Origin of the sequence: Azospirillum fermentarium (genome assembly GCF_025961205.1) — a bacterium.
In the GTDB taxonomy this organism is placed as follows: domain Bacteria; phylum Pseudomonadota; class Alphaproteobacteria; order Azospirillales; family Azospirillaceae; genus Azospirillum; species Azospirillum fermentarium.
This window is the reverse complement of the sequence record NZ_JAOQNH010000002.1, coordinates 506,436-530,055: the sequence shown is the minus strand read 5'-3', so window position 1 is coordinate 530,055 and position 23,620 is coordinate 506,436. Positions and strand designations below refer to the sequence as shown.

25 protein-coding genes are annotated in these 23,620 nt (G+C 62.0%); 4 read left to right on the top strand and 21 right to left on the bottom strand.

The window, feature by feature from the left end; genetic code table 11:
- Positions 1-25: 25 nt before the first annotated feature.
- Genes M2352_RS17220 through M2352_RS17195 form a run of 6 tightly spaced genes read right to left on the bottom strand, consistent with a single transcriptional unit; the run spans position 26 to position 3,348 of the window.
- Entirely contained in the window at positions 26-571 is a 546-nt protein-coding gene (locus M2352_RS17220; protein WP_209483340.1) for a S26 family signal peptidase, read from the bottom strand.
- Positions 568-1,086: a DUF2840 domain-containing protein gene (locus M2352_RS17215; RefSeq protein WP_264665757.1), complete on the bottom strand. Its 519-nt coding sequence runs from the start codon at positions 1,084-1,086 to the stop codon at positions 568-570. Before M2352_RS17215 ends, M2352_RS17220 begins: the two co-directional genes overlap by 4 nt.
- Positions 1,083-1,337, bottom strand: a complete 255-nt coding sequence (locus M2352_RS17210; protein WP_112520469.1) for a hypothetical protein — start codon at positions 1,335-1,337, stop codon at positions 1,083-1,085. The genes M2352_RS17215 and M2352_RS17210 overlap by 4 nt, the downstream gene beginning before the upstream one ends.
- Positions 1,334-1,987, bottom strand: coding sequence for a ParA family partition ATPase (parA, locus tag M2352_RS17205; protein ID WP_209483342.1), 654 nt, complete (start codon positions 1,985-1,987; stop codon positions 1,334-1,336). Before parA ends, M2352_RS17210 begins: the two co-directional genes overlap by 4 nt.
- A complete protein-coding gene (locus tag M2352_RS17200; RefSeq protein WP_112520471.1) occupies positions 1,984-3,075 on the bottom strand; it encodes a replication initiator protein A in 1,092 nt (363 codons plus the stop codon). Before M2352_RS17200 ends, parA begins: the two co-directional genes overlap by 4 nt.
- The gene (locus M2352_RS17195; RefSeq protein WP_165457007.1) at positions 3,076-3,348 is read right to left on the bottom strand and encodes a helix-turn-helix transcriptional regulator; all 273 of its coding nucleotides are present in this window, start codon (positions 3,346-3,348) and stop codon (positions 3,076-3,078) included.
- A 461-nt stretch (positions 3,349-3,809) separates the two neighbouring features.
- Here M2352_RS17195 and M2352_RS17190 point away from each other — a divergent pair, with 461 nt between their 5' ends.
- Positions 3,810-4,106, top strand: coding sequence for a DNA -binding domain-containing protein (locus M2352_RS17190; protein WP_281066326.1), 297 nt, complete (start codon positions 3,810-3,812; stop codon positions 4,104-4,106).
- A 7-nt stretch (positions 4,107-4,113) separates the two neighbouring features.
- On the opposite strand, the gene M2352_RS17185 is transcribed toward M2352_RS17190, so the two are convergent.
- The gene (locus tag M2352_RS17185; RefSeq protein ID WP_264665756.1) at positions 4,114-4,746 is read right to left on the bottom strand and encodes a DUF2285 domain-containing protein; all 633 of its coding nucleotides are present in this window, start codon (positions 4,744-4,746) and stop codon (positions 4,114-4,116) included.
- A complete protein-coding gene (locus M2352_RS26615) occupies positions 4,694-4,909 on the bottom strand; it encodes a transcriptional regulator domain-containing protein (RefSeq protein ID WP_122066901.1) in 216 nt (71 codons plus the stop codon). Before M2352_RS26615 ends, M2352_RS17185 begins: the two co-directional genes overlap by 53 nt.
- A 183-nt stretch (positions 4,910-5,092) precedes the next feature.
- On the opposite strand from M2352_RS26615, the gene M2352_RS26610 reads away from it, so the two are divergent.
- Entirely contained in the window at positions 5,093-5,377 is a 285-nt protein-coding gene (locus tag M2352_RS26610) for a type II toxin-antitoxin system VapC family toxin (protein ID WP_373886134.1), read from the top strand.
- A gap of 41 nt (positions 5,378-5,418) precedes the next feature.
- Here the strand turns inward: M2352_RS26610 and M2352_RS17175 are convergent, their stop codons facing one another.
- The 13 genes from M2352_RS17175 to M2352_RS17115 form a co-directional block, all read right to left on the bottom strand.
- Positions 5,419-5,745, bottom strand: coding sequence for a DUF736 domain-containing protein (locus M2352_RS17175; protein ID WP_209483344.1), 327 nt, complete (start codon positions 5,743-5,745; stop codon positions 5,419-5,421).
- A 569-nt stretch (positions 5,746-6,314) separates the two neighbouring features.
- Positions 6,315-6,755 carry a hypothetical protein gene (locus M2352_RS17170; protein ID WP_257539460.1) on the bottom strand — a complete coding sequence of 147 codons (441 nt, stop codon included), beginning with the start codon at positions 6,753-6,755 and terminating at the stop codon, positions 6,315-6,317.
- A gap of 151 nt (positions 6,756-6,906) precedes the next feature.
- Positions 6,907-7,833: a DUF2493 domain-containing protein gene (locus M2352_RS17165; RefSeq protein ID WP_209483349.1), complete on the bottom strand. Its 927-nt coding sequence runs from the start codon at positions 7,831-7,833 to the stop codon at positions 6,907-6,909.
- Positions 7,834-8,140: 307 nt separating this feature from the next.
- Positions 8,141-9,178 (bottom strand): DUF7146 domain-containing protein, encoded by a 1,038-nt coding sequence (locus tag M2352_RS17160; RefSeq protein ID WP_209483351.1) that lies wholly within the window; start codon positions 9,176-9,178, stop codon positions 8,141-8,143.
- Positions 9,178-13,500 carry a strawberry notch family protein gene (locus M2352_RS17155; RefSeq protein ID WP_257539459.1) on the bottom strand — a complete coding sequence of 1,441 codons (4,323 nt, stop codon included), beginning with the start codon at positions 13,498-13,500 and terminating at the stop codon, positions 9,178-9,180. The genes M2352_RS17160 and M2352_RS17155 overlap by 1 nt, the downstream gene beginning before the upstream one ends.
- A gap of 158 nt (positions 13,501-13,658) precedes the next feature.
- Positions 13,659-14,303, bottom strand: a complete 645-nt coding sequence (locus tag M2352_RS17150; protein ID WP_257539458.1) for an antitoxin of toxin-antitoxin stability system — start codon at positions 14,301-14,303, stop codon at positions 13,659-13,661.
- On the bottom strand, positions 14,296-14,712 hold the full coding sequence (locus M2352_RS17145; RefSeq protein WP_257539457.1) for a hypothetical protein: 417 nt from the start codon (positions 14,710-14,712) through the stop codon (positions 14,296-14,298). Before M2352_RS17145 ends, M2352_RS17150 begins: the two co-directional genes overlap by 8 nt.
- 64 nt (positions 14,713-14,776) lie before the next feature.
- On the bottom strand, positions 14,777-15,325 hold the full coding sequence (locus M2352_RS17140; protein ID WP_257539454.1) for a hypothetical protein: 549 nt from the start codon (positions 15,323-15,325) through the stop codon (positions 14,777-14,779).
- A 197-nt stretch (positions 15,326-15,522) separates the two neighbouring features.
- Positions 15,523-15,687: a hypothetical protein gene (locus M2352_RS17135; RefSeq protein ID WP_010335706.1), complete on the bottom strand. Its 165-nt coding sequence runs from the start codon at positions 15,685-15,687 to the stop codon at positions 15,523-15,525.
- A gap of 417 nt (positions 15,688-16,104) precedes the next feature.
- Positions 16,105-16,410, bottom strand: coding sequence for a hypothetical protein (locus tag M2352_RS17130; protein ID WP_257539452.1), 306 nt, complete (start codon positions 16,408-16,410; stop codon positions 16,105-16,107).
- Between the two features lie 97 nt (positions 16,411-16,507).
- On the bottom strand, positions 16,508-18,646 hold the full coding sequence (locus M2352_RS17125) for a Spo0J and enkurin domain-containing protein (RefSeq protein WP_257539450.1): 2,139 nt from the start codon (positions 18,644-18,646) through the stop codon (positions 16,508-16,510).
- 124 nt (positions 18,647-18,770) lie between these two features.
- Complete coding sequence (locus M2352_RS17120; RefSeq protein ID WP_257539448.1) at positions 18,771-19,166, bottom strand: DUF2958 domain-containing protein; 396 nt, start codon at positions 19,164-19,166, stop codon at positions 18,771-18,773.
- Complete coding sequence (locus tag M2352_RS17115; protein WP_013368621.1) at positions 19,163-20,131, bottom strand: ArdC family protein; 969 nt, start codon at positions 20,129-20,131, stop codon at positions 19,163-19,165. Before M2352_RS17115 ends, M2352_RS17120 begins: the two co-directional genes overlap by 4 nt.
- Positions 20,132-20,407: 276 nt before the next feature.
- On the opposite strand from M2352_RS17115, the gene M2352_RS17110 reads away from it, so the two are divergent.
- Complete coding sequence (locus tag M2352_RS17110) at positions 20,408-22,222, top strand: McrB family protein (protein WP_257539446.1); 1,815 nt, start codon at positions 20,408-20,410, stop codon at positions 22,220-22,222.
- Complete coding sequence (locus M2352_RS17105; RefSeq protein ID WP_257539445.1) at positions 22,222-23,487, top strand: McrC family protein; 1,266 nt, start codon at positions 22,222-22,224, stop codon at positions 23,485-23,487. Before M2352_RS17110 ends, M2352_RS17105 begins: the two co-directional genes overlap by 1 nt.
- The last annotated feature ends 133 nt before the right edge of the window (positions 23,488-23,620 follow it).

Below are 23,620 nucleotides of genomic sequence, written 5' to 3'. Positions count from 1 at the left end.
CTGTCGTCGAGGTTTCGGCGTGGGTTCAATGCGTGGCCGCCCGCCATTCGTAGCGGCCATCACCTTCCCCATCGGTCCAGAGCGGCAGCGCCCGGCCGATGACGGAACTGGCGGGAACAGGTCCGAAGTAACGGCCATCGAGGCTGTCCCGGATGTCCCAATTCATGAGGAAGAGTTCACCGTCGCCGATAATGCGGCAGCCCTGCCAGACCGGCAGATCGCGGCCCATGCGGTCGCGCTCCAGCGCGTCCCCCATCTCGACATGATCGACGGTAATGGTCGCACCGTTGCGGCAAACGCGCTGTCCCGGCAGGCCGAGGACACGCTTCAGCAGCGGCACGCCGCGTCCGATATAGCCGCGATCGACCATGAACCGCTCCAGCGGCTCAGACGGCATGATGGCGACCAGTTCGGGCACTTCGAGCGCATCGGCGGGAGCAACTGTGTAGAAGCCGATGGGCGCGCTGGCAGTCGCATTCCAGATCAGCCGGGTTGGCAGATCGGCAACCGCCGTGACGACAAGCGTGCCGACGGCCAGCATGGACACGGCAAGGATATGACGACGGCTCATGGTGCGATCCTCCGGCGGCTGACCCATGCGGCATGGCGCTCCGGGGTGTAGGGATTGGGTTCCTGACCAGCACTCAAACGGTTGTGGACGTGCCGCCAATGCTCCGGCGCAACATCGGCCGGATCGACGCCTAGCGCGTCCACGGCATCGATCAGGGCCAACACCCGCTGGACTTGTCGCCAGCCATCGATACGCAGCAGGATCTCGCCGCCAGGACGAACGAAGGGCACGGTCTGGTACGGTTCGCCACGCCCGACAGCGCGCAGGATGTCGAGCCGCGAGACGATGGTGCCGTAATCGTTGGAAGCCCAGCGATTGAGTGCGAAGATGCTTTCGGGCGCAAAACCGATCAGACTGCGGCGGCGGTCGATGATCTGCTCAAAGCTCTTGCGGCCGAAGCGTATCCACCGCTCGACCTTATTCTTCTGGAAGGTCAGTTCGACCAATGTGGTGAACGGTGCAGGCCCGTCCGCCTGCGGATGTTCATGCGCAGCGCGCACGGTTTTGCCGGTCATGGCTGATCTCCTTCGATGGGTGGAAACTCGCGGACCAGCAGCTCGCGCAGCATCACGGCGACGGTGACGCCACGCCGGAAAGCGGCAACCTTGATGCGCCCGCGCAGTTCGGGCGTGATGTCGATGGTCAGGCGGGCGGTAAACGCCTCCGTCGCCGTCTTGCCGGTTGGCGGCGCATCGGCGGCTCTGACCCAGCTATCGGGATTGCCCGGACGTGATGCGAAGCCGGATTTGACAGGCGGACGTGTCATGGCACGATCCTCCCGATACCGAGGCCATCGATTTCGGCCGCCAGCGCTGTGACCTCCTGTGCGGCCCGTTCGCCGCCATCAGTCTCGGAGACCAGTCGTCCGGTCTGTGCGGCTTCGGCGAAGGCGACACGCTGGCCAACCGTCGTGGCCAGCAAGGGCGGATCATGGTCAGCCAGTGTCTCGGCCGTTTCGCGGGTGATGATCGTGCGCGCACCGCATCGGTTCAGCAGAAAGCGGGCGGACAGCTCCGGTCGATAGATGCGCGCTTCGTTCAGAAGCGCCAGCATCTCGGCCGAGGCCCAGCCGTCAAAGGGGGATGGCTGCACCGGGATCAGCACCAGGTCGGCTGCAAGCAGTGCTGAGCGCATCAGACCAGCGACACGGGGCGGACCATCAATGACGATATGATCGGCGTCACGCGCCAGTTCCGGCGCTTCCCTATGCAGGGTATCGCGGGCAAGGCCGATGACGGTGAACAGCCTTGGCAGCCCTTCATGGCTGCGCCGCTCTGACCAGTCCAGTGCGGAGCCTTGCGGGTCGGCGTCGATCAGGATGACCCGCTTGCCTTGCGCAGCCCAGGCTCCGGCAAGATGCAGCGCCAGCGTGGTCTTGCCCACGCCGCCTTTCTGATTGAGGAGCGCGACGATCATGGCGTACCCCGCCCAGGTCGGCGGGAAGTGGCACTGGCACCGTGCCTTTCATGCGCGCGCGTCAAAGAAGAAAAGTTAGATTCTATGTTAGATTCTAAGTTAGCAGTCGGATTCTTCTTTTCGTTCCAGAGGCTTAACTGGGGCTCGTGCGCCTGATGTGCCGATAGTGCTGCGCCTGATGTACCGATACCCTTTGCGCCTGATGTACCGACGGCATCCACAATGTTATCCACAGGCACTGTGGATAGATTTTCAGGGCGGATTCGCAGCAGTTCGCGGCGATCCTCGCGCAGGATCTTAAGCTGGTAGCCGGGCAGCGGCTGGCGGGCAGCAATGCGGCGCAAGTCCAGTGCAAAGTCCGATGGTCGGGCCATGCTGCCGGATTTCTGGTAAAGGTGCGCAACCTCGAACAGCCAGCCATGCGGCTGATGTCCGGCGTGTTTGCGGGCAACACGGTAGAGCCAGCGCTCGATACCACCGGTCAGCCGGAAATAATCCGGGTCGATGGTCAGGACCAGCGAACGGTCAAGGACACTGTTGTAGAACCACTCGGGCAGGACAAACTCCATGCCCTCAACGCGACCGTCGCGCGTGGTCATCTCTTCCCATTCGTTGATCCAGGAGAACTGGCGGCGGCGCCAATGCTTGCCGTTACGGATCGTCGTGGCGACGACCGTGGATTGCAGCCGGGCAAGCGCTGCCTTCAGCAGCAGATATTGGCGGTTTCCGGTGTCGCGGCCGATGGCGCGCAGCAGATGATAGGGCGTGAAGCGGAAGAAGCGGGATGTCTTGATGCCGTTGTTTTCGGCGGCAACGATTTGGCTTGCAGCCCAGATCAGCACATCGGCATCCCAGATCGTCGCCATGCCATGTTCGGGCATCCCGAACACCTGCACCTCGACATCGGCGGTCTTGTAGAGGATGGGCTTCGTGCGCGGCGTCTTCGCCAGCGAGAAGAAAGGCCGCTCCATCAGATCGCGCTGGTCGCGCGGACTGGCATCGCCGGTTGCGACCACGAAGGGATCGAGGTGGCTGCGCTCGCTACCGCCTTCTCGTCGCAGGGCGTCAGGGTGATCGACGCGCCGCATTCAGAGCTTGCTCCGCTCTTCAGGCGTCAGGGGGCGAGCCGGAAAGACCGTGCCGACGTCCTTGTCACTGGTGGATTTGCGTGCGCCGATGTCGGCCCAGGCCTGAAGATCCTCGACCGTGTAGAGAACCCGGCCACCGATTTTGCGATAGGTCGGACCGGTCCCGTAGGTCCGGTGTTTTTCCAGCGTGCGAAGAGAAATGCCAAGGAAACGTGCAGCTTCCTGAGTACGCAGCATGCGCGGTGGCAGGTCCGCGTTTCGGCGCTCGGCCATGAGATCACCTCCGGTTCGTCAGGTTGATGCGGCTGCCGGAGACGGCGGCGCGCTATGGCGAACCATGGGAAGTGATCGGCGGCGTGTAGCGTGCCGCATTTGCGTACATACGCAGACGGCACCCCCGAAAGGGGCTATGTCAGCGCGAAAAGACGTGAGATTTCAGCAACTCAGTGAGCCCGATGCGGATTCGCTCAAGACATCCGCGCGCAGTTCGGCTATGGATGCAGATGGGGCAGACGCACTGCTCCGGGGCTTAGTAACCCCTGTTGACGGTTGGTGTCGGCCGTGACGGCACCACACTCCTTGACCCTATGGTCGGGGAGCCTGTGGCGTATGCAACAGGCTTTCCAGCTAAAGGCCATGGGGCCGTTCAACACGGTTACTAACTCCCCGATCACCAGGAGTCAGAGAGTTTTATTGCGGGGGCGAACCGCAGAAACTCTTCTGAAAGAAGGGGAATGACCGTGAAAGCGCCCGTCGAACTTGACCCCCATGTGGATGATCTGGCTCCATCCGGCCATGTCATCACCGCCTATGACGAGCAGCACTTTGTGACCTATCTGCGCCTTCTGGACGCCAAGTCCGAGGAAGCCGACTGGAAGGAAGTGGCGCGAATTGTTCTGCACCGCGATCCGGCATCAGATGAGATGCGCACCCGGCGATGCTGGCAGAGCCATCTGGAACGCGCTCAATGGCTGTCGCGGGAAGGTTACAGGCAAATACTGGAACAGGCTGCGGCAAACAGGAATCGGTGAGATTGCCTCAGTCGCCTTTTGATCGTGGAATCGGCTTGACCGGATAATGCAAAAGCAGCCGATAGCCTCCGCGCATCATCCTGATGCCGTGGGCAACAAGACGACGTGCCTTGTTCTTGCGCGGATCAGTCTCGAAATCTTCCTTGTCGCCACGGAAGCCGAGCAGGACTTCGGCAACGGCGCGATAGCTTTCGCCGTGCAGCCGTGCGTCCAGCGCCCGCAGCGACAGAAGGTGCCATTGCCGAAGCTGCGCTGGCATGGCGCGAATATCCGGCCCCGGAGAGCGGCCTGTCAGGCACCTCCAGAGGCGGCGGGCCGCGTGGGCGCGTAATTCCATGAACTCGTCCATGGGCAGGATTGCAGCATAGAAAGCTGCTGCATCGATTGCGCCCTGTGGCAGCCAGAATTGATGCTCCATCCCACCGACACGCCAGATTGCGTGCCAGCCATCCGGTGCGCGGCGCAGGATCAGGCCATCGAGATGTGCGAGAGCGACAAGCCGCCCGCCATCCGGATCGTTCTGCTCGACCGGAGACAGAATAATGGCCTGCGGATTGAAATGCGGCGACCAGAAAGGCGGTGCGCCGTCAGGCTGCGCGTCGGGGTCGTGTGCGAAATCGCACCCCCCAGCGGGAAGCAAAGGCGTTAACCTCTTCTCCCGCGGGTTCTCTCCTCTGCGTGAGTCTCTCGACGTCACGGCGATAGTCTTCGTTGCGACGAAGATATTCCCAGGCGAAACCGGCGGGCGGAAGGTCTTTAATGCGTTTATAAGCCGCCGGAATACGCCAATCTATGCTCTGCATGGCGCGTCCTCCCAAAGCCGGACGGCACAAGGCCACGCCCGACTTGAAAAGGCTGCGGTATTGATTGGTTTTGCGGTAGCGTGGCTAGCGCGATAAGTGGATCGCCTAACCCGATCAATCCATTAAAGAATCTCTCGTTAGCACTGTTGCGCATCACATGGGAGATACCCTGACGACATTCCCGTGTCAGTGATCGAAGCCGAATGGCGGAAACGCGCGATTACGCGGTTCCGGCGCAGACGAGAGCGCGGCCCGCAGGGCAACAAGGCGGCCGCCCATTTTGCGCAGGTCCGCGCCGAGTTGGAGCGTGCGGGCACGCCTTGCGGGCCGCACGACATGCAGATCGGCGCACACGCCCGCAGCGAGTGGCTGATCGTGGTAAAAGGAATTCGTCCGCATGCCCGGCGTGCGGGTGGAGAACCGGGTGTAGCGGTTGCGGTGGGCGTGACGGCTTTCCTGCGGGTATGAGAAAGGCCCCGACCTTCCGGTCGGGGCCTTTGTTCCGCGCCTCAGTCGCCGCGGCGACCGTTGGGGCGGGACCAGATGAGGGAGAAGGTGTCGCCTTCTTCGTCATCGAAGAGGTTGGCGTAGATCGGGGCGTTGAAGCTCGGATCATCCAGCTTGAGGCCCAGATAGTCGCGGCCCTCGTTGGAGCGCTTGGACCAGGCGGCGCCGATTTCGGCGCGGCCGACCAGAACCCGGTGGCTGGGGGCGTTCTCGCCGGTGGCGCGCAGGTCGGGAACGATGCGCACGCCTTTGGCCTTGACGCTCAGGGTGACGATTTCGCCGGTGAAGTCGTTCGAGCCGGTCTTCTTGAAGGTGCCGATGGTTGCCATTTTAAGTCTCCGTTTTCCGTTTCCGAGCCCGCACCATTGCGGCCTCTATGGCGATCGACCGGCCGGAGACGAACGCTGGCGCACCCCCTTTGGGGGCTGGACAGCACAGGAGAAACTTTCTTGTTCCGCGCGGAATGGCGGCTCTGCCGTCAGGGGAAGAAAGTTGTGACGACGCTGTTGCGCTAAAGCGGTCGAAGCGCATCGCGCTGTTCTTCGGCCAGATCAGGCCATTGAAGAGGCCGTTTGGAGCGGTCGAGACACGGGGGCTGAACGGAGACGTGGCAATCTTGAGGCCCCATCACGATGACCAGACGGGCAACACCGGCCTTGCCGGTCGCCCTGCGTCTCAGGCCATGCGCATCTCTCTTTCCGGCCTGTTCTACCGGCATTGCCCCCAACCGGGTACTGGAAAGACCACAAACACTGGTGCTCCCCGTTCTGCGCTCCTATCAGCCGCATCTGTGCCTCAAGCTGATCCGATGCCTGGTCGCTGTCTGCCACCATTTTCCTGACGAAGATGGAAGATGATCCGCACTCGCTTCTGGTCGCCATCAACTGATCATTGCGGTTCAGGTGCGTGCAAGGTTCCCGTCCGCTGGACCGGCTGCCGCCATGCCCGCAACGCGCAGGAACGCTGTTACGCCCACCGCAATGGCCCCGATCACCGAGAAGATGAGCTGCCATTTTTCAGACGGCATCATATGCTTGACGATACCAAGCGTGGCATAAAACCCGGCCATCCCCGCCGGAGCGACGAAGGCCAGAGCAATCAGCAGACGGGCCCAGATCGGGCGGACCAGCATGAGCAGGCCCTGACCGACTGCCAGTGTCAGACCAGCGGTGAGAAGACCGACAGCGATGCTGCCGAGCCAGCCAGCCCCCGTGCCATAGGACCAGGTGCCTGCATTCAGGCCGATAAAGAACGGCAGGGCGAATACGGCGAGATTGAACAGCAGCCAGCACATGGTGCCGATGGCTGCGATGGAAACGAGGATTCCGAGAACGATCATGGTGGTGTCTCCGTGCAAAAGGTTGGACGGTTGCGCCTTCCACCACCACCACGGCGCGCTGCGACATATAGCATAAATATGCCTGTCCAGGCGACATGGAATGATCGGCGGGCGCTATCGTCATGCTCATGATGACGTGGGAAGGCAGCGCTCACGCGCTGCCGGTCCCGAAGCGATAGACCGGGATGCCCATCTTGCGGGCCTTGTCGGCCAGGTTGTCCTGAATACCCGTGCCGGGGAAGATGATGACCCCGATCGGCATCGTGGCGAGCATCTGATCGTTGCGCTTGAACGGTGCTGCCTTGGCATGTTTCGTCCAGTCGGGCTTGAAGGCGACCTGTGCGACCTTGCGGTTATTGGCCCAGGTGGCCGCGATGCGTTCCGCGCCCTTGGGCGATCCGCCGTGCATCAGGACCATGTCCGGGTGCTTGGCGTGGACCTGATCGAGCTTGGCCCAGATCGTCCGGTGATCGGTGGTGTCACCGCCCGAGAAGGCGATCTTTGGTCCGGCGGGCAGCAGCACCTCATTGTCGGCCCGGCGTTTTGCGGCGATGAAGTCGCGGCTGTCGATCATGGCCGAGGTCATCTGGCGATGGTTGACCCGTGAGCCGGAGCGTTGCGACCAGGGCGTGCCGGTGGTGCGCAGATAGATGTCGGCGGCGGTATCGCGGAAGGTTTCCATGCTGTCGCGGCGCTCGATCAGGCTTTGGCCCGCGCCGATCAGGGTTTCGAGCTGGACGGATTTGACCTCGCTGCCGTCCTGTTCACGCTGAAGACGCTTCTGTGCCTGCTCGTTATCGTCGAGTTTGGTCTCGATCCGCTCGACAGCGCGGTGGAAGGTGTTGACGGTGGACCACAGGATCTCGTCGAGGTCGAAATCGAGGCTGGTGTCGGCCATGGTGGAAATCAGGGCGTCGAAGATGTCGGAGACTGCGCCCTGGATGACGTGATCTTCGGGTGTGATCCGGGGATCGGCCTCGTCTTCGGAGGGACGGTAGCCGTAGAGTTCAAGTTCTTCGATGGCGTGGCCGGTCGGGGACGTGCTGTGATCGGGTTCGAAATCGTCGTGCGCGTACATGGGATGCTTCCGTCAGTTGGACCGCGACCGTCGCGGCCTTCATGGCGAGACAAGCCCACGGGCGCTCCGGTCTGGCAGCGCGAGCCTCTGGCGAGGGCCTTGATGGCAAAGCCCGGCTGATTTGTTTCGCGCTGTAAAGGCGGGCTTGCCCGCCGACGGAAATCAGTCGGGCGCCGCCATTGCCTGACCGGAGCGTTTGTGGGCCGATCGCCCTCTCGGAAGGCCAAGGCGCGGTCCTCTGCTGATGACAGGATGCAGCCTGTGCGCATGACAGCATCGGAACGGCCCGATCACGGCCCCGTGCCGGCTATGCGATTGAAGCCATGAAGCGGCTGACGTCCTCGGGAGCGATTTGCACCCGGATCTCTGCCCGAACGGCATCCAGCCCGTGAGTTGCGAGATCTTCGTTGAAGTCCCCCATCATGGGCGAGAGCGTGATGGCCTCGATCCCGGCCTCGTGCGCCCGGTCCACCAGGCTATCACGGGCGCTGTCACCTGCCGGATCGTTGTCGCGGACGATATAGAGCCTGCGCAGGTGAGGCGGGAACAGGATGGCCGCGAGGTGTCCGGCCGAGAGCGCGGAAACCATCGGCATGGTGGGCAGAGCCTGACGCAGCGACAGGATGGTTTCGATACCTTCCCCCGCCGCCATGACATTCTGCACATCACCGAAACGCACTGCATGTCCGAGCAGGTCGCCCATTGCCTTCCTCGGCGGATCGACGGGTGCCTTGCCGGAACCGTCCGGTGCCAGCCATGTGCGGTGTGCGCCGGTAATCCTGCCATCGAGGTCGGTGACGGCGGCGATCATCGCGGGCCAAGCTTCGGTCGGGCCATCGTCCTCGGGCCGCCAGTAACAGTTGGGATGAAAGCGCAGATTTGCGGTCTGGCGTAAATCCGTAATGCCGCGTCCGCGTAAATACGCTTCTGCGGTACTGCCGATCAGCGGCTGCGTCATGCGCCAGAGGCGACGTGCGGCCTCGGATGATCCGGATGGTGCTGGCGTTCGGGACGGACGGAATGGTGGCTGCGGTTCAGGATGCGGCAGGCTGAGGAAGCGCCGGGCTTCTTCGGCAACGTCCGCGAAGTCGATCAGACCGAGCGAGTCCTGGATCACGTCCAGCAGATCGCCATATTCACCCGTGGCCGAGTCCTGCCATTTACCGGCAATGCCTTTCACGCTGTCGTGCAGCCGGACGAACATGGACCGGCCTGCCGTGTTTCGGACATCGCCAACCTGCCAGTAATTGCCCTGTTTGCGCCCATTCGACAGATAGTGGCGGCACACCGCCTCGGCCTGTCGGCCGAGACGCTGCGCCAGTTCGGAAGCGTTGAGACGCGCCATTATGCGGCCTCCCTCTCACCGATGCGCAGGACCGGGAAGCGGTCAAGCAGTTTGCCGATGATCTCCGGTCCCATCGCGCCGACCGGCACGAAGAAGCGCAGTTTCCACGAGATGATCTCGCTGAAGAGGCCATAGGCCCGCAGCCGGTCGCGCATTGCGTCAGTAAAGCCGGTCAGTTCGATCCGGCTGGCGCCCATGACCCGGACGCGGCGCAGTTGCAGCCCTTCGGCGAGATCAAGGATCGTGCGACCTTCGATCAGCGCGGCATAGGCGGCATCCGGTGTCAGGTTGCTGGTGACGCCACTGGTCGAGGCATTGGCAGCCCATGCCGGCGATACCCGGCGACCGATGATGCGTTCGCCCTCGTCGGTCTGGAGCCGATAGACGCGGGAGGAGTCCTGCGGCAGGCGTTTCCAGATTGGCAGAAGCAGCCCTGTCACCATATGCAGGATGCTGTCGGTGAACTCCGGCACCTCGGCCAGTTCCGCCTTCCAGGCCACGGTGAAGGCGGAACGATCGGCCTCAAGCCAATGGGTCTCACTCATCGCCCGAACCGGAATGTTCATCGCCTCCATGGGCCGGATCAGCCGTACGCGCCGTTCGATCTCGCCATCATCCAGCATGACGCTGGTGGTCGGGATCTGAACGGCGGCACGTCCCGATCGCTCGTTGATGAGCAATCTTGCGCGGGGATCATCCAGTTCCGCCAGGGCTGCATCGAGCGTGACCGGCTGATTGCGTTTGCGCTCTGTGAGCGTCAGGAGCCGCGTTTCTGCGCCGGTGCCCGGATGGGTGTGGATCACCTGCCGGTCGGTGACGATGAAGCTTTCGGCCTTCAGCGTCTCCAGCCCCATATCATAGGTGCCGGATGCAATCGCACCGTCGATCCGCGCCTGCAGAAGCTGCTCGAAGGCCGAGAACAGGATGCCCTGCAACTCGATGGTCAGCGCCAGCAGGCGGTTGAGGAAGGTGGTGATCGGCGGAAGTTCGTCCTTCACACCATTGCTGTCCATCAGCTTCAGCCCGGTGGCGGATTCAAACCGTTCGAGCGAGCAACCCTCGACCTTGCCGCGCACGATCAGCAGATAGAGCTGGCGCAACGCATCGCGAGCATAGGCGGATTCCAGATTATCCTCGGGACGGAACAGCCCCTGGCCGCCGGTCTGGCGCTGGCCGCGTGTGATCGCGCCCAGCGTGTCGAGGCGGCGGGCGATGGTTGAAAGGAAGCGCTTCTCGGCTTTGACATCCGTGGCGATGGGTCGGAACAGCGGCGGCTGCGCCTGATTGGTCCGGTTGGTGCGCCCAAGCCCCTGAATGGCGGCATCGGCCTTCCAGCCCGGTTCCAGCAGATAATGCACGCGCAGGCGCTGGTTTCTCGCCGAGAGTTCGGCGTGATAGCTGCGTCCGGTGCCACCCGCGTCCGAGAAGACCAGAATGCGCTTCTGGTCATCCATGAAGGCCGACGTCTCGGCAAGGTTGGCAGAAGCCGCACGGTTCTCGACCGCAAGGCGTGCCGATGCTCCTTCGCCCTTGCGCACGATCCGGCGCGAACGGCCCGTGACCTCGGCCACCATATCCGTGCCGAAACGCTGGACGATCTGGTCGAGCGCACCGGGGACAGGTGGAAGCGACCCCAGCTGCTCCAGCATCTCGTCGCGCCGCGCTACAGCTTCGCGGCATTCCACCGGCTGACCATCGCGGAAGACAGGGCGTGACGACAGATTGCCCTCGCCATCGCTGAACGGCTCATAGAGCTGCACCGGAAAGGAATGCTGCAAATACGAGCCGACATACTCCCTGGGCGTGACATCGACGGAAATATCGTTCCATTCCTCGGTCGGGATTTCGGACAGCCGGCGTTCCATCAGGGCTTCGCCGGTCGAGACGATCTGGATGACGGCGGCATGGCCCGCTTCCAGATCGGCATCAATGGACCGGATCAGGGTCGGGGTTTTCATGGAGGTCAGCAGATGGCCGAAGAAGCGCTGCTTGGTGCTTTCAAAGGCCGAGCGGGCGGCGGATTTCGCCTGCCGGTTCAGCGTGCCCTCGCTGCCGGTGATATTGGCGGCTTCCATCGCCGCGTCCAGGTTCCCGTGAATCACGGCGAAGGCGGCAGCATATGAATCGTAGATGTGCCGCTGTTCGTCCGTGAGCTGGTGCTCGATCAGTTCATATTCGACGCCATCATAGGAAAGCGAGCGGGCGGTATAGAGGCCGAGAGATCGCAGATCGCGGGCCAGCACTTCCATGGCCGCCACGCCACCGGCTTCGATCGCCTCGACGAACTCGGCACGGGTCTGGAACGGAAAATCCTCACCGCCCCAGAGACCGAGGCGCTGTGCATAAGCAAGGTTGTGTACTGTGGTGGCCCCGGTTGCCGAGACATAAACCACGCGGGCATCGGGCAGCGCGTGCTGGAGCCGCAGGCCCGCACGTCCCTGCTGCGAGGCGGCGACATCGCCGCGTTCGCCTTTTCCGCCACCGGCATTCTGCATGGAATGGCTCTCGTCGAATATAATGGCTCCATCGAAATCGGACCCCAACCATTCGACGATCTGCTTGACGCGGGAAACCTTCTCGCCCCGGTCGTCGGAGCGTAGCGTGGCATAGGTGGTAAAAAGGATGCCTTCCGACAGCGTGATCTTTGCGCCCTGCGGAAAGCGTGACAGAGGCGTGACAAGCAACCGTTCCATGCCCAGCGCCGACCAGTCGCGCTGCGCGTCCTCGATCAGCTTGTCGGATTTGGAAATCCAGATCGCCTTGCGGCGTCCGCGCAGCCAGTTGTCGAGAATGATGGCGGCGGACTGGCGGCCCTTGCCAGCGCCGGTTCCGTCACCGAGCATGAAGCCGCGGCGGAAGCGGATCGATCCGGCAGCATCCTCGGGCGCGGCGCTCACATTGTCGAAATGCTCATCCACGGTCCATGCGCCGGCGAGATGATCGGCATGGGCTTCCCCGGCATAGATCACCGTTTCGAGCTGGGCGTTCGACAGACGCGCGCAGATGTCAGCGGGCAGTATGGGCCGGTAGGACGGCTTCGGCGGTGCGACCGAGGCCATGGCGGCAGACTGCACCAGCTTGGTCGGATGCGGCTGCGCGCCAGCAATGCGTAGCGATTGCAGCGCATATTCCTCATAGATCGCGTCGGACAGGCGAGCGCCTTCCGGTGGCGTCCAGTCCACGGTCTCATAGGCAAGTTCGACGCCCTCGGGATCGTTGGCGGGAGCCGCGGCAGGCCGCGCAGCTGTCGCGCGGGCCAGATAGCCTCGCACGGTCTTCGGCGCGGCGGTTGAACCGGGCACCGCAATCTTCGGCAATGACACCGGCGAACGCTGCGGGACATGCGCCTCGATCCATCCGATCAGCGTGGCAACATCAGGCGCGATGCCCGGTGAGGCCGGAAAAATACCAGTATCGTCGGCGGGCAGTTTGTCGATCACGGTCAGCCGCGTGTCGATCGTGGTGCCGTGCTTTGCATAGACCGCACCATCGACGGCGGCGGTGAACACCACACGGCCACGCGCCTGCAAGCGGATGAAAGCCTCCCGCCAGGCCGGAGCTTCGGGGCCAAAGCCAGCGCCGGTGATCGTCACCAGCCGACCGCCCGGAGCAAGACGGGCCAGCGCCGAGGCAACATGGCGGTAGGCCGCATCTGCGACACGTCCGCTGACATTGGCCATGACCGAGAATGGCGGGTTCATCAGCACCACGGACGGGACGGCATCTGCGGCCAGATGATCGTCGATCTGGGCGGCGTCGAACCGGGTGACGGCGAAGGCCGGAAAGAGCGAGGAGAGTAAATCGGCTCGGGTATCAGCGAATTCGTTGAGGATCAGCGCACCGCCTATGGTCTGCGCCAGGATCGCCAGAAGGCCGGTGCCAGCCGAGGGTTCCAGAACCCTGTCATCAGGCATGATCGCGGCGGCCGTCAGAGCTGCAAGTCCGAGCGGGATCGGCGTCGAAAACTGCTGGAAGTTCTGGCTTTCCTCGGAGCGCCGGGTCTGCGTGGGCAACAGCCCCGCGATCTTTGCCAGCACGGAAATCCGTGCAGCCGGAGAAGCGGCTTTACGGAAAAGCGCCTTTCCGTATTTGCGAAGGAAGAGAACTGTGGCGACTTCGCAGGCCTCATAGGCCAGCTTCCAGTCCCAGACGCCAGTAGCGTCGGACGCGCCGAAGGCCGTTTCCATCGCGCCGCGCAAGGTGGCGGCATCGACGCGCTCACCGCGTTCTAGATGGGGGAGCAAATGACTGGCCGCAGCCAAAATCGCGGGCGCAGCCGCCAGCGGCGTGACCGCATCGGCCACGGGAAACACCATGTTCATGTCGGGAACCTCAGGAGAGCGGGAAGGACAAATCCGGACGGCGCTCTCTCTCGACCACCCGGACTTAACCCCTTCCGGCCAGCCTCTGACTCTCAAACCGCAGCATGAAAAAAGCGCCCCGACCGGACGGCGGGGCGCTTGTCAGTGTCATCTCAGGATCATCCGAAGCGGCGACCGGCTTCGGTGAAGGTGTATTCATTGGCGGCGATGGTTTCATCGACCGCCTCGTCCGAGGATAGATAGTCATATTCGCGTTCAAGCTGGCGGTAGAGCCATCGAGCCAGATCGCGCAGCGCCTCGATGATCGTCTCCTCGGCATCGGCGGTCATGTCCTGCCAGGTCGGGCTGTCTCGCTCGACCGAGATCGCCATGCAGTATTCGTGATAATAATGGCCGCGATGGCTGGCCTCGGCGCGAAGCTGATAGAAGTTGCGGCGCTGGATCGCCTGAAGGGCGTCGGCGATGCGGTGCAGTTCGATGTCCTGCGGGGCGTATTCCCTAATCTGGCGCGGCCCATGTTTCTGGTAGGAATACCAGCATTCAAAACAAGCCCCGTCCCCCTGCGAGGAGAAGCCGCGGAACCAGATGCAGGGGTCTTGCCGTGTGCCGCCGCCCATCAACCGGACGGTGCGGGTCTTGAGGTTCAGCCCGAGGATTTCTGCGATACGCTGGAAATCCTCATAGACGGCATCGTACCAGTCATAATCGAAGCCTCCCTCACGATACCAGGCGCGGGCCTTGTCCTTCGCCGCATCGGACAATTCGCCCAAGCGATAGACGGTGGTTTCGATGATCTCAGGCATAGGGATCTCTCCCTTCGAGAACCGAGGAAAGCCAGCCATCGGTGTCGATCCAGTCCACCGTCTCGCCGGTTGCGAGATCGAGGACATGCGCGCCGCCGCCGAACCCATCCAGGCGGGGTCGAGAGCAACTGTTTGCCCATTGCAGTCCCCATAATCCAGTCAGGCCGAGGGTGGCCGCGCAGTGTATGACGAACCGGATGACATGCTCGGGGTCGCCGGTGTCATCGTCGCGTATCCAGAGCTGCGTACCGTCATGCTCAGGCTGGATCGAGAGCAGGAAGCTGTTGGCGGGTTCATGTTCGGCGCTGCTTCCGTCCGGCAAGGCTTTATAGAGATCGACGGCACGGACGGCATTCTCATGTGTCCCAACGTCGAGCAGGCAGGAAAAGTGGGTGTGGTAATCGGCCATATCAGCCTCCTGAAACAAGAAAGCCCGGCATGGCACCGGGCGAAATGACGGGGATGGGTAACGGTCACGCGGCCTGTGGCAGGTGGAGCAGATCAGCCGCGGCATCGCGCCAGAAGGGATCGACCAGCCGGGCCTCCAGCGCTGCGGCGCGGTAACGCAGCCGTCTCGCCTCTGCGGGATCTGATGTCCGGAATGCCATACCGCGCAGGCGGCTGGCCTCGGTCACGATCCTGCGTGCTTCGGCATCGGATGCGACGGGCTGTTCCCAGAGGATAATGTCGGCGCGGATTTCGCCGGCGAGGACCAGGCGCTGATCGCAGTCCTGAATGAGCATGATGCGCGGCTGGAAATACGGAAAGCTATCCGGCCCGTTGCAGATGCCGCCTCGCGACAGGCACAGCGATGCCAGATGCATAGCTTCTTCAGGCGATGGGCATTCCGCAAGCGGGATCATGCGGTCGAAGCTTTCAGCATCATCGCCAGCATCATAACTGGCAACGCCAATGCAGGAGATGCGCAGCGGCAGTTTCTGCGCCCGAAAAAGCGCGGGTAACACCTCGGACGCCAGGATTTGGCCGATAGAACGGAAGGTTTCGGAACGGGCAAAGGTCATCGGGATCACTCCATGACGGGCGCCGGAAAGCCTCTCTCTCCGATCCTCAACCCGTCACGGCCGAACGGCCCGCACTCTTCCTCTCTGACTGGGGTTTGTCCCCGGTTCCGCTGCCGGCGATGGGCAACCATCGCAAGGCTGAAGGCCCGATCGCGGGTGTCGCGTTCGGGCCGTCGGGGATGAGGCGCTTTCGCGCCTTATTCCCACGGGTCCAGCTCCAGCTTCACCATGTCGTCGTCGCCGTCGAACTCGGCGGCGGGGCAAGCGGCGTGGGTGCCGTCTCCGGCCTGGAACACAACGATCGAAACCATCAGCGTGGTGGCGAGGCTGGCGGCAAAGGCAGTGGCATCTGCATAGGACATGGGTTCCGGCTCCTGTCTTGGGAGGCGGGGGACCATCCCCCGCGCGACAGGCGCCCGAAGTGTCTGACCGGATCTGCAATCACCCGAGGGCGTTCGGACTTTTTCCGAATCCCCGAGGGCGGCACGCGCGCGTAAGCCGACCCCTTTGGGGTTGAATGTCAAAGAGACGGATCGGACCAAGGTTTGCGAATGGAAGCGGGGGTGGTTTTTCGCATCTGACAGGATGCCGGATACCCGTCGCAGATGCTCTGCCGCGCCAGCCTTGCCACCATGCTGGCATCAGGATCGTGTTCCCTTCAGGCCGGAAATGGCTGCCGCTTGTCCTGATGGGTATGGCGGATTGCATGGTGAAGCCGGATTGGACCCGTCCGGTGCAGGCCTCGCATCCTCACGGCCCGACACCCTGCGATCGGGTCTTCAGCTCCAAAGCCCATCGGCGATTTCGCGGGCGATCATCGCGCGTGCTTTCATCATCAGATCGTCGCCCGATGTGTCGATATGACCATAGAAGCGCGCGCGGCCGCCATGGGCAGTCCATTCGGCGTAGCGGCAATATTCACGAGCATCGAGCCGGAACACGCGCATGTCTTCGGCCCAATGGGGCTTTGGCTCGACGACGACGGTGATGCCGTCGCGGGTTTCTTCCCAAGGCAGCGTGCGTTCGTTCGGATGGTTCTCCCGATCCTGGGCGATGATTTCGTCAATGCTGATGCTGGCAGCCATGGCGGCTCTCCAAAGAAAAAGCCCGATCACGAGGACCGGGCGAGTTGCGGAAATGGCGGGTGATAAACGGGGCGACCGAAGCCGCCCCGCATGAGTGCTATTCAGCAGCGACCATATGCTGTTCTTCCTCGTCGTCAGCCGGGTCGTCCTCGCCATCGCCGGAGAGGAAATCGGGCAGATCATCGACTTCCGCCACAGCGCCCGATGCCGGATCGACGTCGATACCATCGCCCACCATGCGCAGCGGCTCAGGCAGCCAGCCAGTCTCGGCCAACAGGCGTTCGGCTTCCTTGGCCATGTCGCCCTTCTTGAGGTGCCCGATCAGATCGGCGGCCCGGTCTCCGGCCCCTTCGCGCACAGCTTCAAGGATACGCGGCTTGGTCACGCGGCCGAGATAGTTGCCAACCGTCGGCCGCCAGCCCACGGCCACCATGTCGAGGCCGGTCGAACGGGCCAGCCGGTCAGCCTGCGACAGGCGGATGTCCAGCCCGTGTTGACTGACGCCCGCGCCGCTATAGGGGTTGGGCTTCTCATAGAGCGCGTTGATACCGTAGCTGACGCAATGGGCGAGCAACTCCATGCGCGACCCATCATCCAGATCGGTCAGCCAATCCCAGAGAGCGGCATCGTCTGCCGGGACATGATCGCCCCAGCGTTCATGCCGGTCTGCAATGGCCTTGGCTGAGGCGCTATCGCGCAGATCTTCGGCCTGTGCGGGCAGATCCACTTTTCGGACCTGCGCTTCGAGGCATCCTTTGCTGGAATGCGGCATGAAGCGATCCATGACCAGTCGGTGGAGCAGTGCCGTCATGGCGACATGCGGGTTCACCGCCACCGCATCCCGCAGCGCCAGCGTGCGATGCGCGGTCAGTTCGCTGACCAGACGATCGGGCAGCGGCTTGATGGTGTCGGCCTCGTCTTCCTCCTCCGTTTCGACCGGCTGGCCGCCCAGCGTGATAACCGCATACATGCGGCTCACCTCCGGTTCAGCCCGCTGGATCACCTCGCCGGTTTCCGGGTCAATGATCTCAGCCTCCGGTTCCGCAGGCGTTTCGTCCTCGGCGCGAACATACCCGCGTTCGATCAGCAATGCGCCATCGGTGTCGATGCTGATGAAGACACCCGCCATGCCGATCTGTTCCGGCTCGAAGGTCATCGGGCGGCGCTCGAAGGTTTCCAGCGCCTGTTCGATCTCACCGAGGCGGGCGTCGATCTCGTCAGGCAGTTCGTCAGCCTCGCCATATTCTGCTTCGAGCCGGTCATATTCGTCACGCAATGCCTCGCGGGTGGCGCGTTCCTCTTCGCTCAGATCGACCGTAGTGCCGACAATCTGACGAAGGCCATGATCGTGACCGTAGGGAAAGGTGATGGCGACCTCGATCCACTTCCAGCCCTCTGCGGCGATGGCTTCGGCCTCGGCCTTCAGTTTTTCGCCCACCAGCCGGTCGAGCAGCACCGGATCTTGCAGCCAGCCACCATCGTCCTGCTGAAAGAGATCGCGCAGCACGCAGCCGCCAGCCTCCTCATAGGCGGCAATTCCGACAAACACTGCCCGCTTGTCGGCGGCGCGGACCGTGGTTTCGGTCAGCAAGCGCCGGATGTGGTAGGGTTCCTTCTGCCAGCCATCCTTGATCGCTTCCCAGACTTGCTCCTGACGCGCATGGTCAGAACTGACGGTGAAGGCCATGAGCTGTTCCAGCGTCATGCCGTCCTCGGCATAGATGTCGAGCAATGCCGGTGAGACCGAAACCAGACGCAGGCGCTGCTTCACCACCTTGGCATCCACGAAGAACGCGGCGGCGATGGCTTCCTCGGTCATGCCCTTTTCGCGCATGGCATGGAAAGCGCGGAACTGATCCAGCGGATGCAGCGGAGCACGCTCGATGTTCTCGGCGAGCGAAACCTCGTCGATCAGCACATCGGCGCTGGCCTCCGACACCACACACGGAACCGGCGCAATTTTGGCGAGGCGCTTCTGCTTGACCAGCAGTTCCAGCGCGCGGAAACGGCGACCGCCGGCGGGCACCTCGAACATGCCGGTTTCCTTCCCCTCGGCATCCACGACCGGGCGGACATGCAGGGACTGGATCAGGCCGCGACGGGCGATGGACTCGGCCAGTTCCTCGACCGAGATCCCGGCCTTGACGCGCCGGACGTTGGACTGGCTGAGCACCAGCTTGTTGAAGGGAATGTCGCGCGAGGACGACAGCGTGATCTTCTGAACGGCAGTGGCCATGTCAGTGACTCCATGACGGACGCCGGTGAGCCTCTCTCTCCGGCTATCAGCCCGTCACGAAGCGAAGCGCCGCCCTCTTCCTCTGAAGAGAGCGACGCCAGCCGCAGAACCTGAAACCCGGAAATCAGGCACTCCGGTTTTCTGTATCGGCGGATGTACGGGAAAAGCCCGCGCCGACGCGGTAGAGCAGACGCTCGGCGGCGCGGATGCTGCCGGTTTCACGGGCGGCCTCGGCCCAGACCAAGATCGAGAAATCCCCGGTGAACAGCAGATCTCGCTCAATGCCCATGCCAAAGGGCAGCCGGACTGACTGCATCTCGCTCAGGCTCCATGACCCCAGTTCGGGATAGCCGAGATCGGCCAGGCCGAACATGATGTCGCCATCGTCATCCAGTTCGGTGGCGAGCCAGACGCCTTCACCGAGTGGGTTGAAGAACTTCACGACCGGGATGTGATCCTGATCGCGCTGGCGACCATTGGCCAGCAGACGGTCGCGCTGTGTGCCGGTCAGGAGGATCATGCCGCAGCCCTCCGGTCGGTCTCGGTTACGCTGGCATCCGGCTCCCCGGCGTCCTCGGCCGGCAGATGCGACAGCAGCCAGTCCGCCGCCTTGCTGGCCTGCGAGGCCGCGCGGACGATGGCGCGGGAATCCTCGCGCATGACCTCCAGCCACGACCCGATATAGTCGGCATGACGCACGGTCGGCACGATCCCGAGCGCAGCGCAGCTGAAAGCCGCAGTCTGTTCTGCAATCATTTCCTCAAAGGCATATTTCTTCGAGCCGAACGAGCCGGTCAGATTGCGGTTGAGGCGGCTGTGATGGCCGCTGGCGTGACCCAGCTCGTGCAGGGCCGTCCGGTGCCAGTTGATCGGCTCGAAATAGGCTTGCGGAGGCGGCACCTGCACATAGTCGAGCGACGGCATATAGAAGGCGCGATTACCACCGATACGGAACTCGATGCCGGTGGCCCGGATCAACGCCTCGACCCGAGGTTCGATCAGGCCCGGCGGCGGTGGCGGCGCGACTGCCGTGATGTCATCAGGCAGACCATCGCATTGTGCGGCGTTAAAGACCGTGAACCGCTTCAGGAACGGAATGGCATGCGCGTCCTCACCTTTATCGCGGGCACGGCGCTTTTCGTCCTCGGGGGTGAAACGGTCGGCATAAACGACAGTGGTGCCGCGTTCGCCCTTCCGGACATTGCCACCCAGCGAAAGCGCCTGACGGAACGTCAGCCACGATTGACCAGGGTAACCATGCTGGATGACAGCGCCCCAGAGGATCAGGATATTGATGCCGGAATAGGACCGGCCGGTTGACGCATTTCTCGGCAGGCCCAGCGGGGCGGTATCGGGCGCCGCACCCCAGGGCTGGACCCAGGGTAGACGCCCTTGCTCCAGCTCGGCGATGATCTTGTTGGTGATGTCGTCGTAAAGGTTGCTGCGCGCGCCACCGTCAGCGGGGCTGCGATCATGTCTGGCCATCGGGATGATCTCCGCGACGGGCGCCGGAAGCCTCTCTTCCAGCCCTCAACCCGTCACGGAAACCCCGTCCGCACTCTCACTCTCGGGGGCGTTGCGGGGTCTCCCCGCTGATGGGGGTGCGTCGGCAACGCCAGTGCCGACCAGGGGGAAGGCTTTCCCCCAAATGCCTCTGTATACTGGACAAAAAGAGCTTTGCTGGTTTCTTATGCAAGCTGGACCGACTCGCGCCAGTCGGAAGACGAATATTGCATATCTAAGTATTTCCGAGGAATTTTCGTGGCCCGTTATAACCCAGATGCTGATCTTTCTCCGCTTTACGAGACGATGGATCGCCTTCGCACTGATTGTCTGATCGGCGATGGTTCCCTGCTTTCACCTGGACGCTCACTCTGGACCGCTGAACACTTTGCAGATTTGCAACGTACCTACGTCCAGAACCTCGATGAAGGCGAAGGCAAGTTCTTTGAAAAGCTGAAAGTCCAGCTGTCTGACGCAACCGCTGAAGCGCACTGCCTGATGGCCGAGCTGATCTGGCTACTTTATGCCTTCCAGCGTGGCGATGTCTCTCCCCCGACCAAGGATCGGAAAGTCCGCGAGGTTTGGTCCTGGTCAGGCCAGGACTTGCCGCAAGATGTGGCGGCCCTGACCGAACAGGTCCTTTACGGTGTGGGCCGGGCTGGCCAAGGATATAACAACAATAAATGGCGCGAGCTCGTTCTGTTGATTACCGCCATGCAGGATCTCAAATCCAGGCCTGTTGATGAACGTCGACGCCTGCTTGGGGACGGCGGCGCATTTGCCAGTTGGTTCGAGATACAGGTGAACGGCGAAAATCGGCAGTTGCGCCATATCCTGCCCTTCCTGCTTTTTCCTGACAGCTTCGAGCGCATCAGCGCCGGCCAGCATAAACGGGATATTCTGGCTGGCTTCGGGGCCATAACCGCAGCCGATGTCGGTGCTATGAGCATAGCCAAGCTCGATGACACACTTCTGACTTTGCGCAAGAGCCTTGAAGCCAAGCATGGTTCACACGTCGATTTCTACGAGGGTGACTTCAGGCCTGTCTGGCAGAAGCCGAAAGAAAAGAAGGCGCACTCGACAGATAAACTCGATGAAGAAGCCATCGTGCCAGCTCCATCCGGTTTTGAACTGAATACGATCTTCTACGGCCCTCCGGGTACGGGCAAGACATTCAGTACCGCACAACGCGCCGTCGAGATATGTCTAGGCCAGGTGGCGTCCGATCCGGGTGCAGTGCGCGCGTCCTATGAGCAACTGGTCAAGGACGGGCGCATCGGCTTCGTCACCTTCCACCAAAGCTATACCTACGAAGATTTCGTCGAGGGACTGCGACCCAAGCCGATGGCATCGGGGGCAGGCTTCACGCTCGAACCGGAAGGAGGCGTTCTGAAAGTGATTGCAGAGCGGGCGTCGAAGCAGGCCGGCAACCATGTCCTCATCATTGACGAGATCAATCGCGCCAATATCTCGAAGGTTCTGGGCGAACTTATCACGCTTCTGGAGGCAGACAAGAGACGGGGAGCGCCTGCGGCGATCACCGTCACACTTCCTTATTCCAAGACCGCATTCTCTCTTCCGGCCAATCTGTACATCCTTGGCACGATGAACACGGCCGACAGATCCATCTCGCTGCTGGATACAGCACTGCGGCGGCGTTTCGTGTTTGAGGAACTGCCACCCGATTCCGCAGAACTCGCAGGCATCGAGCTCGACGATAGTGCGCTCGATCTTGCAGCCATTCTGGACAACCTCAATCTGCGCCTTGTCTATTTTCTGGGAGAGGATGCCCAGATCGGCCACGCCTGGTTTATGGGCGTCAAGACGAAAGCCGACCTCGATCGGATCATGGCGTTCAAGGTCATCCCGCTGCTGCGTGAGTATTTCCATGACGACATTGAACGGGTTCGCATTGTTCTGGGTGGCGGCGACGGCTTCCTGAATCGATCCCCTATTCCGGTTCCCAAGGGGGCTGAAGGATTTGCTGAGGATCGGTATCGCTATTCCGATGTTTTTCGGGAAGAAGGCGCGTACCCTGAAGCAGCTTACATGGCTCTTCTGGGACAGGAATAATGCCCAAACAGAAAAGCCATTACTCGCTGCCGGAATGGTCTTCTCTGCCCATTGGACCCGACGGAATCAGCGAAGGACAAGCCGAGCAACTGCATCTTGCCGCAATCACGGCTGCCCGCAGGCTTGGCGTGGCAGAGAACGGCGTACTGGCGCGCGGCTTTCGGAAGCTGGAAACCAAGCAGGTTTGCGGCATTATTTCCGTTCCAGGGATAAGTTTGGAAATACTGCCCAAGCTCACCGATGAGGACGGTGCATTGCGAGCAACCCTTGTGCGGATGATTGCGGTGGCCTTCGACATACCGCTTTCAGAAGGGCAGATCGCGCAGATGGGCGCACAGGAGAGCGATCTTCTCGAAGCCTTTATCAATCTGTTTGTGACACGCCTTGCAGAACAAGCGAAATCCGGTCTGACGCGCGACTATGTGCCAGAGGAGGATGTTTTGCCTAAGCTGCGGGGAGCGCTCGATGTGCGGCAGCAGATCGTTCGCCGTTCGGTTGATCCTTCCCGCCTGCATTGCCGGTTTGACGAGTTTTCCGAGAACACGCCGCTCAACCGGCTGTTCAAGGCCAGCCTGTTGCACATCATCCCCTTTGTGCGCTCCGAGCCTCTGCGGCGCCGGATCGCTAATCTGACAGCCCGCTTCGCCGACATCCCCACCAGCCCCGCCCCCCTGAGGGAGCGGATCGTCTGGAACCGGATGAATGAGCGGTTTCGCCAGGCCCAAATGCTTGCGCGCATGCTGATGGAAGCAGAGTGGCAAAACACGAGTTCCGGACACGGCACGGGCATTTCGTTGCTCTTTCCGATGAACATGCTGTTTGAACGGTATGTTGCCCGCTGGCTGCAACGGGTTCTTCCGCCCGGATCAGTGTCAGTTCAGCGCCGACAGCACACCCTGTTGCAGCATGGCGCCTACCCTCTGATCCCGGATATCGTCATTGACACGCCTGAAGGTCCACTGGTCATTGATACGAAATGGAAGGATCTCGGAAAACATTCAGGCTCTACGCCAAATGTGAGCCAAGCCGACCTATACCAACTCGCGTCCTATGGGGCGGCCTACAATGCAAGCCGCGTCATACTTTTCTATCCTGCGATCAAACAGAAATTGGCCGCAACAACATGGCGCTACACCGCGACCAACCTTAGAGTAGATATCTGGCAAGTCGATTTGGCACTCGCGAAACAAACCCACAATTGGAAGGACATCGCGCAAGACATAGTTAATCATGCAGAACACCATGTTCCATTACGCAAAACATGAAAGGCGGCTTTTTTTTGACGAACATTCGATGCCGCGAATTCGGATAGTACGACCCGTTTTAAGTTCAGGTTTCCTTATGAACACAAATCTAGGTGGTGATTTTCAATCAAATCAACAAACAGTACCCGCTGGA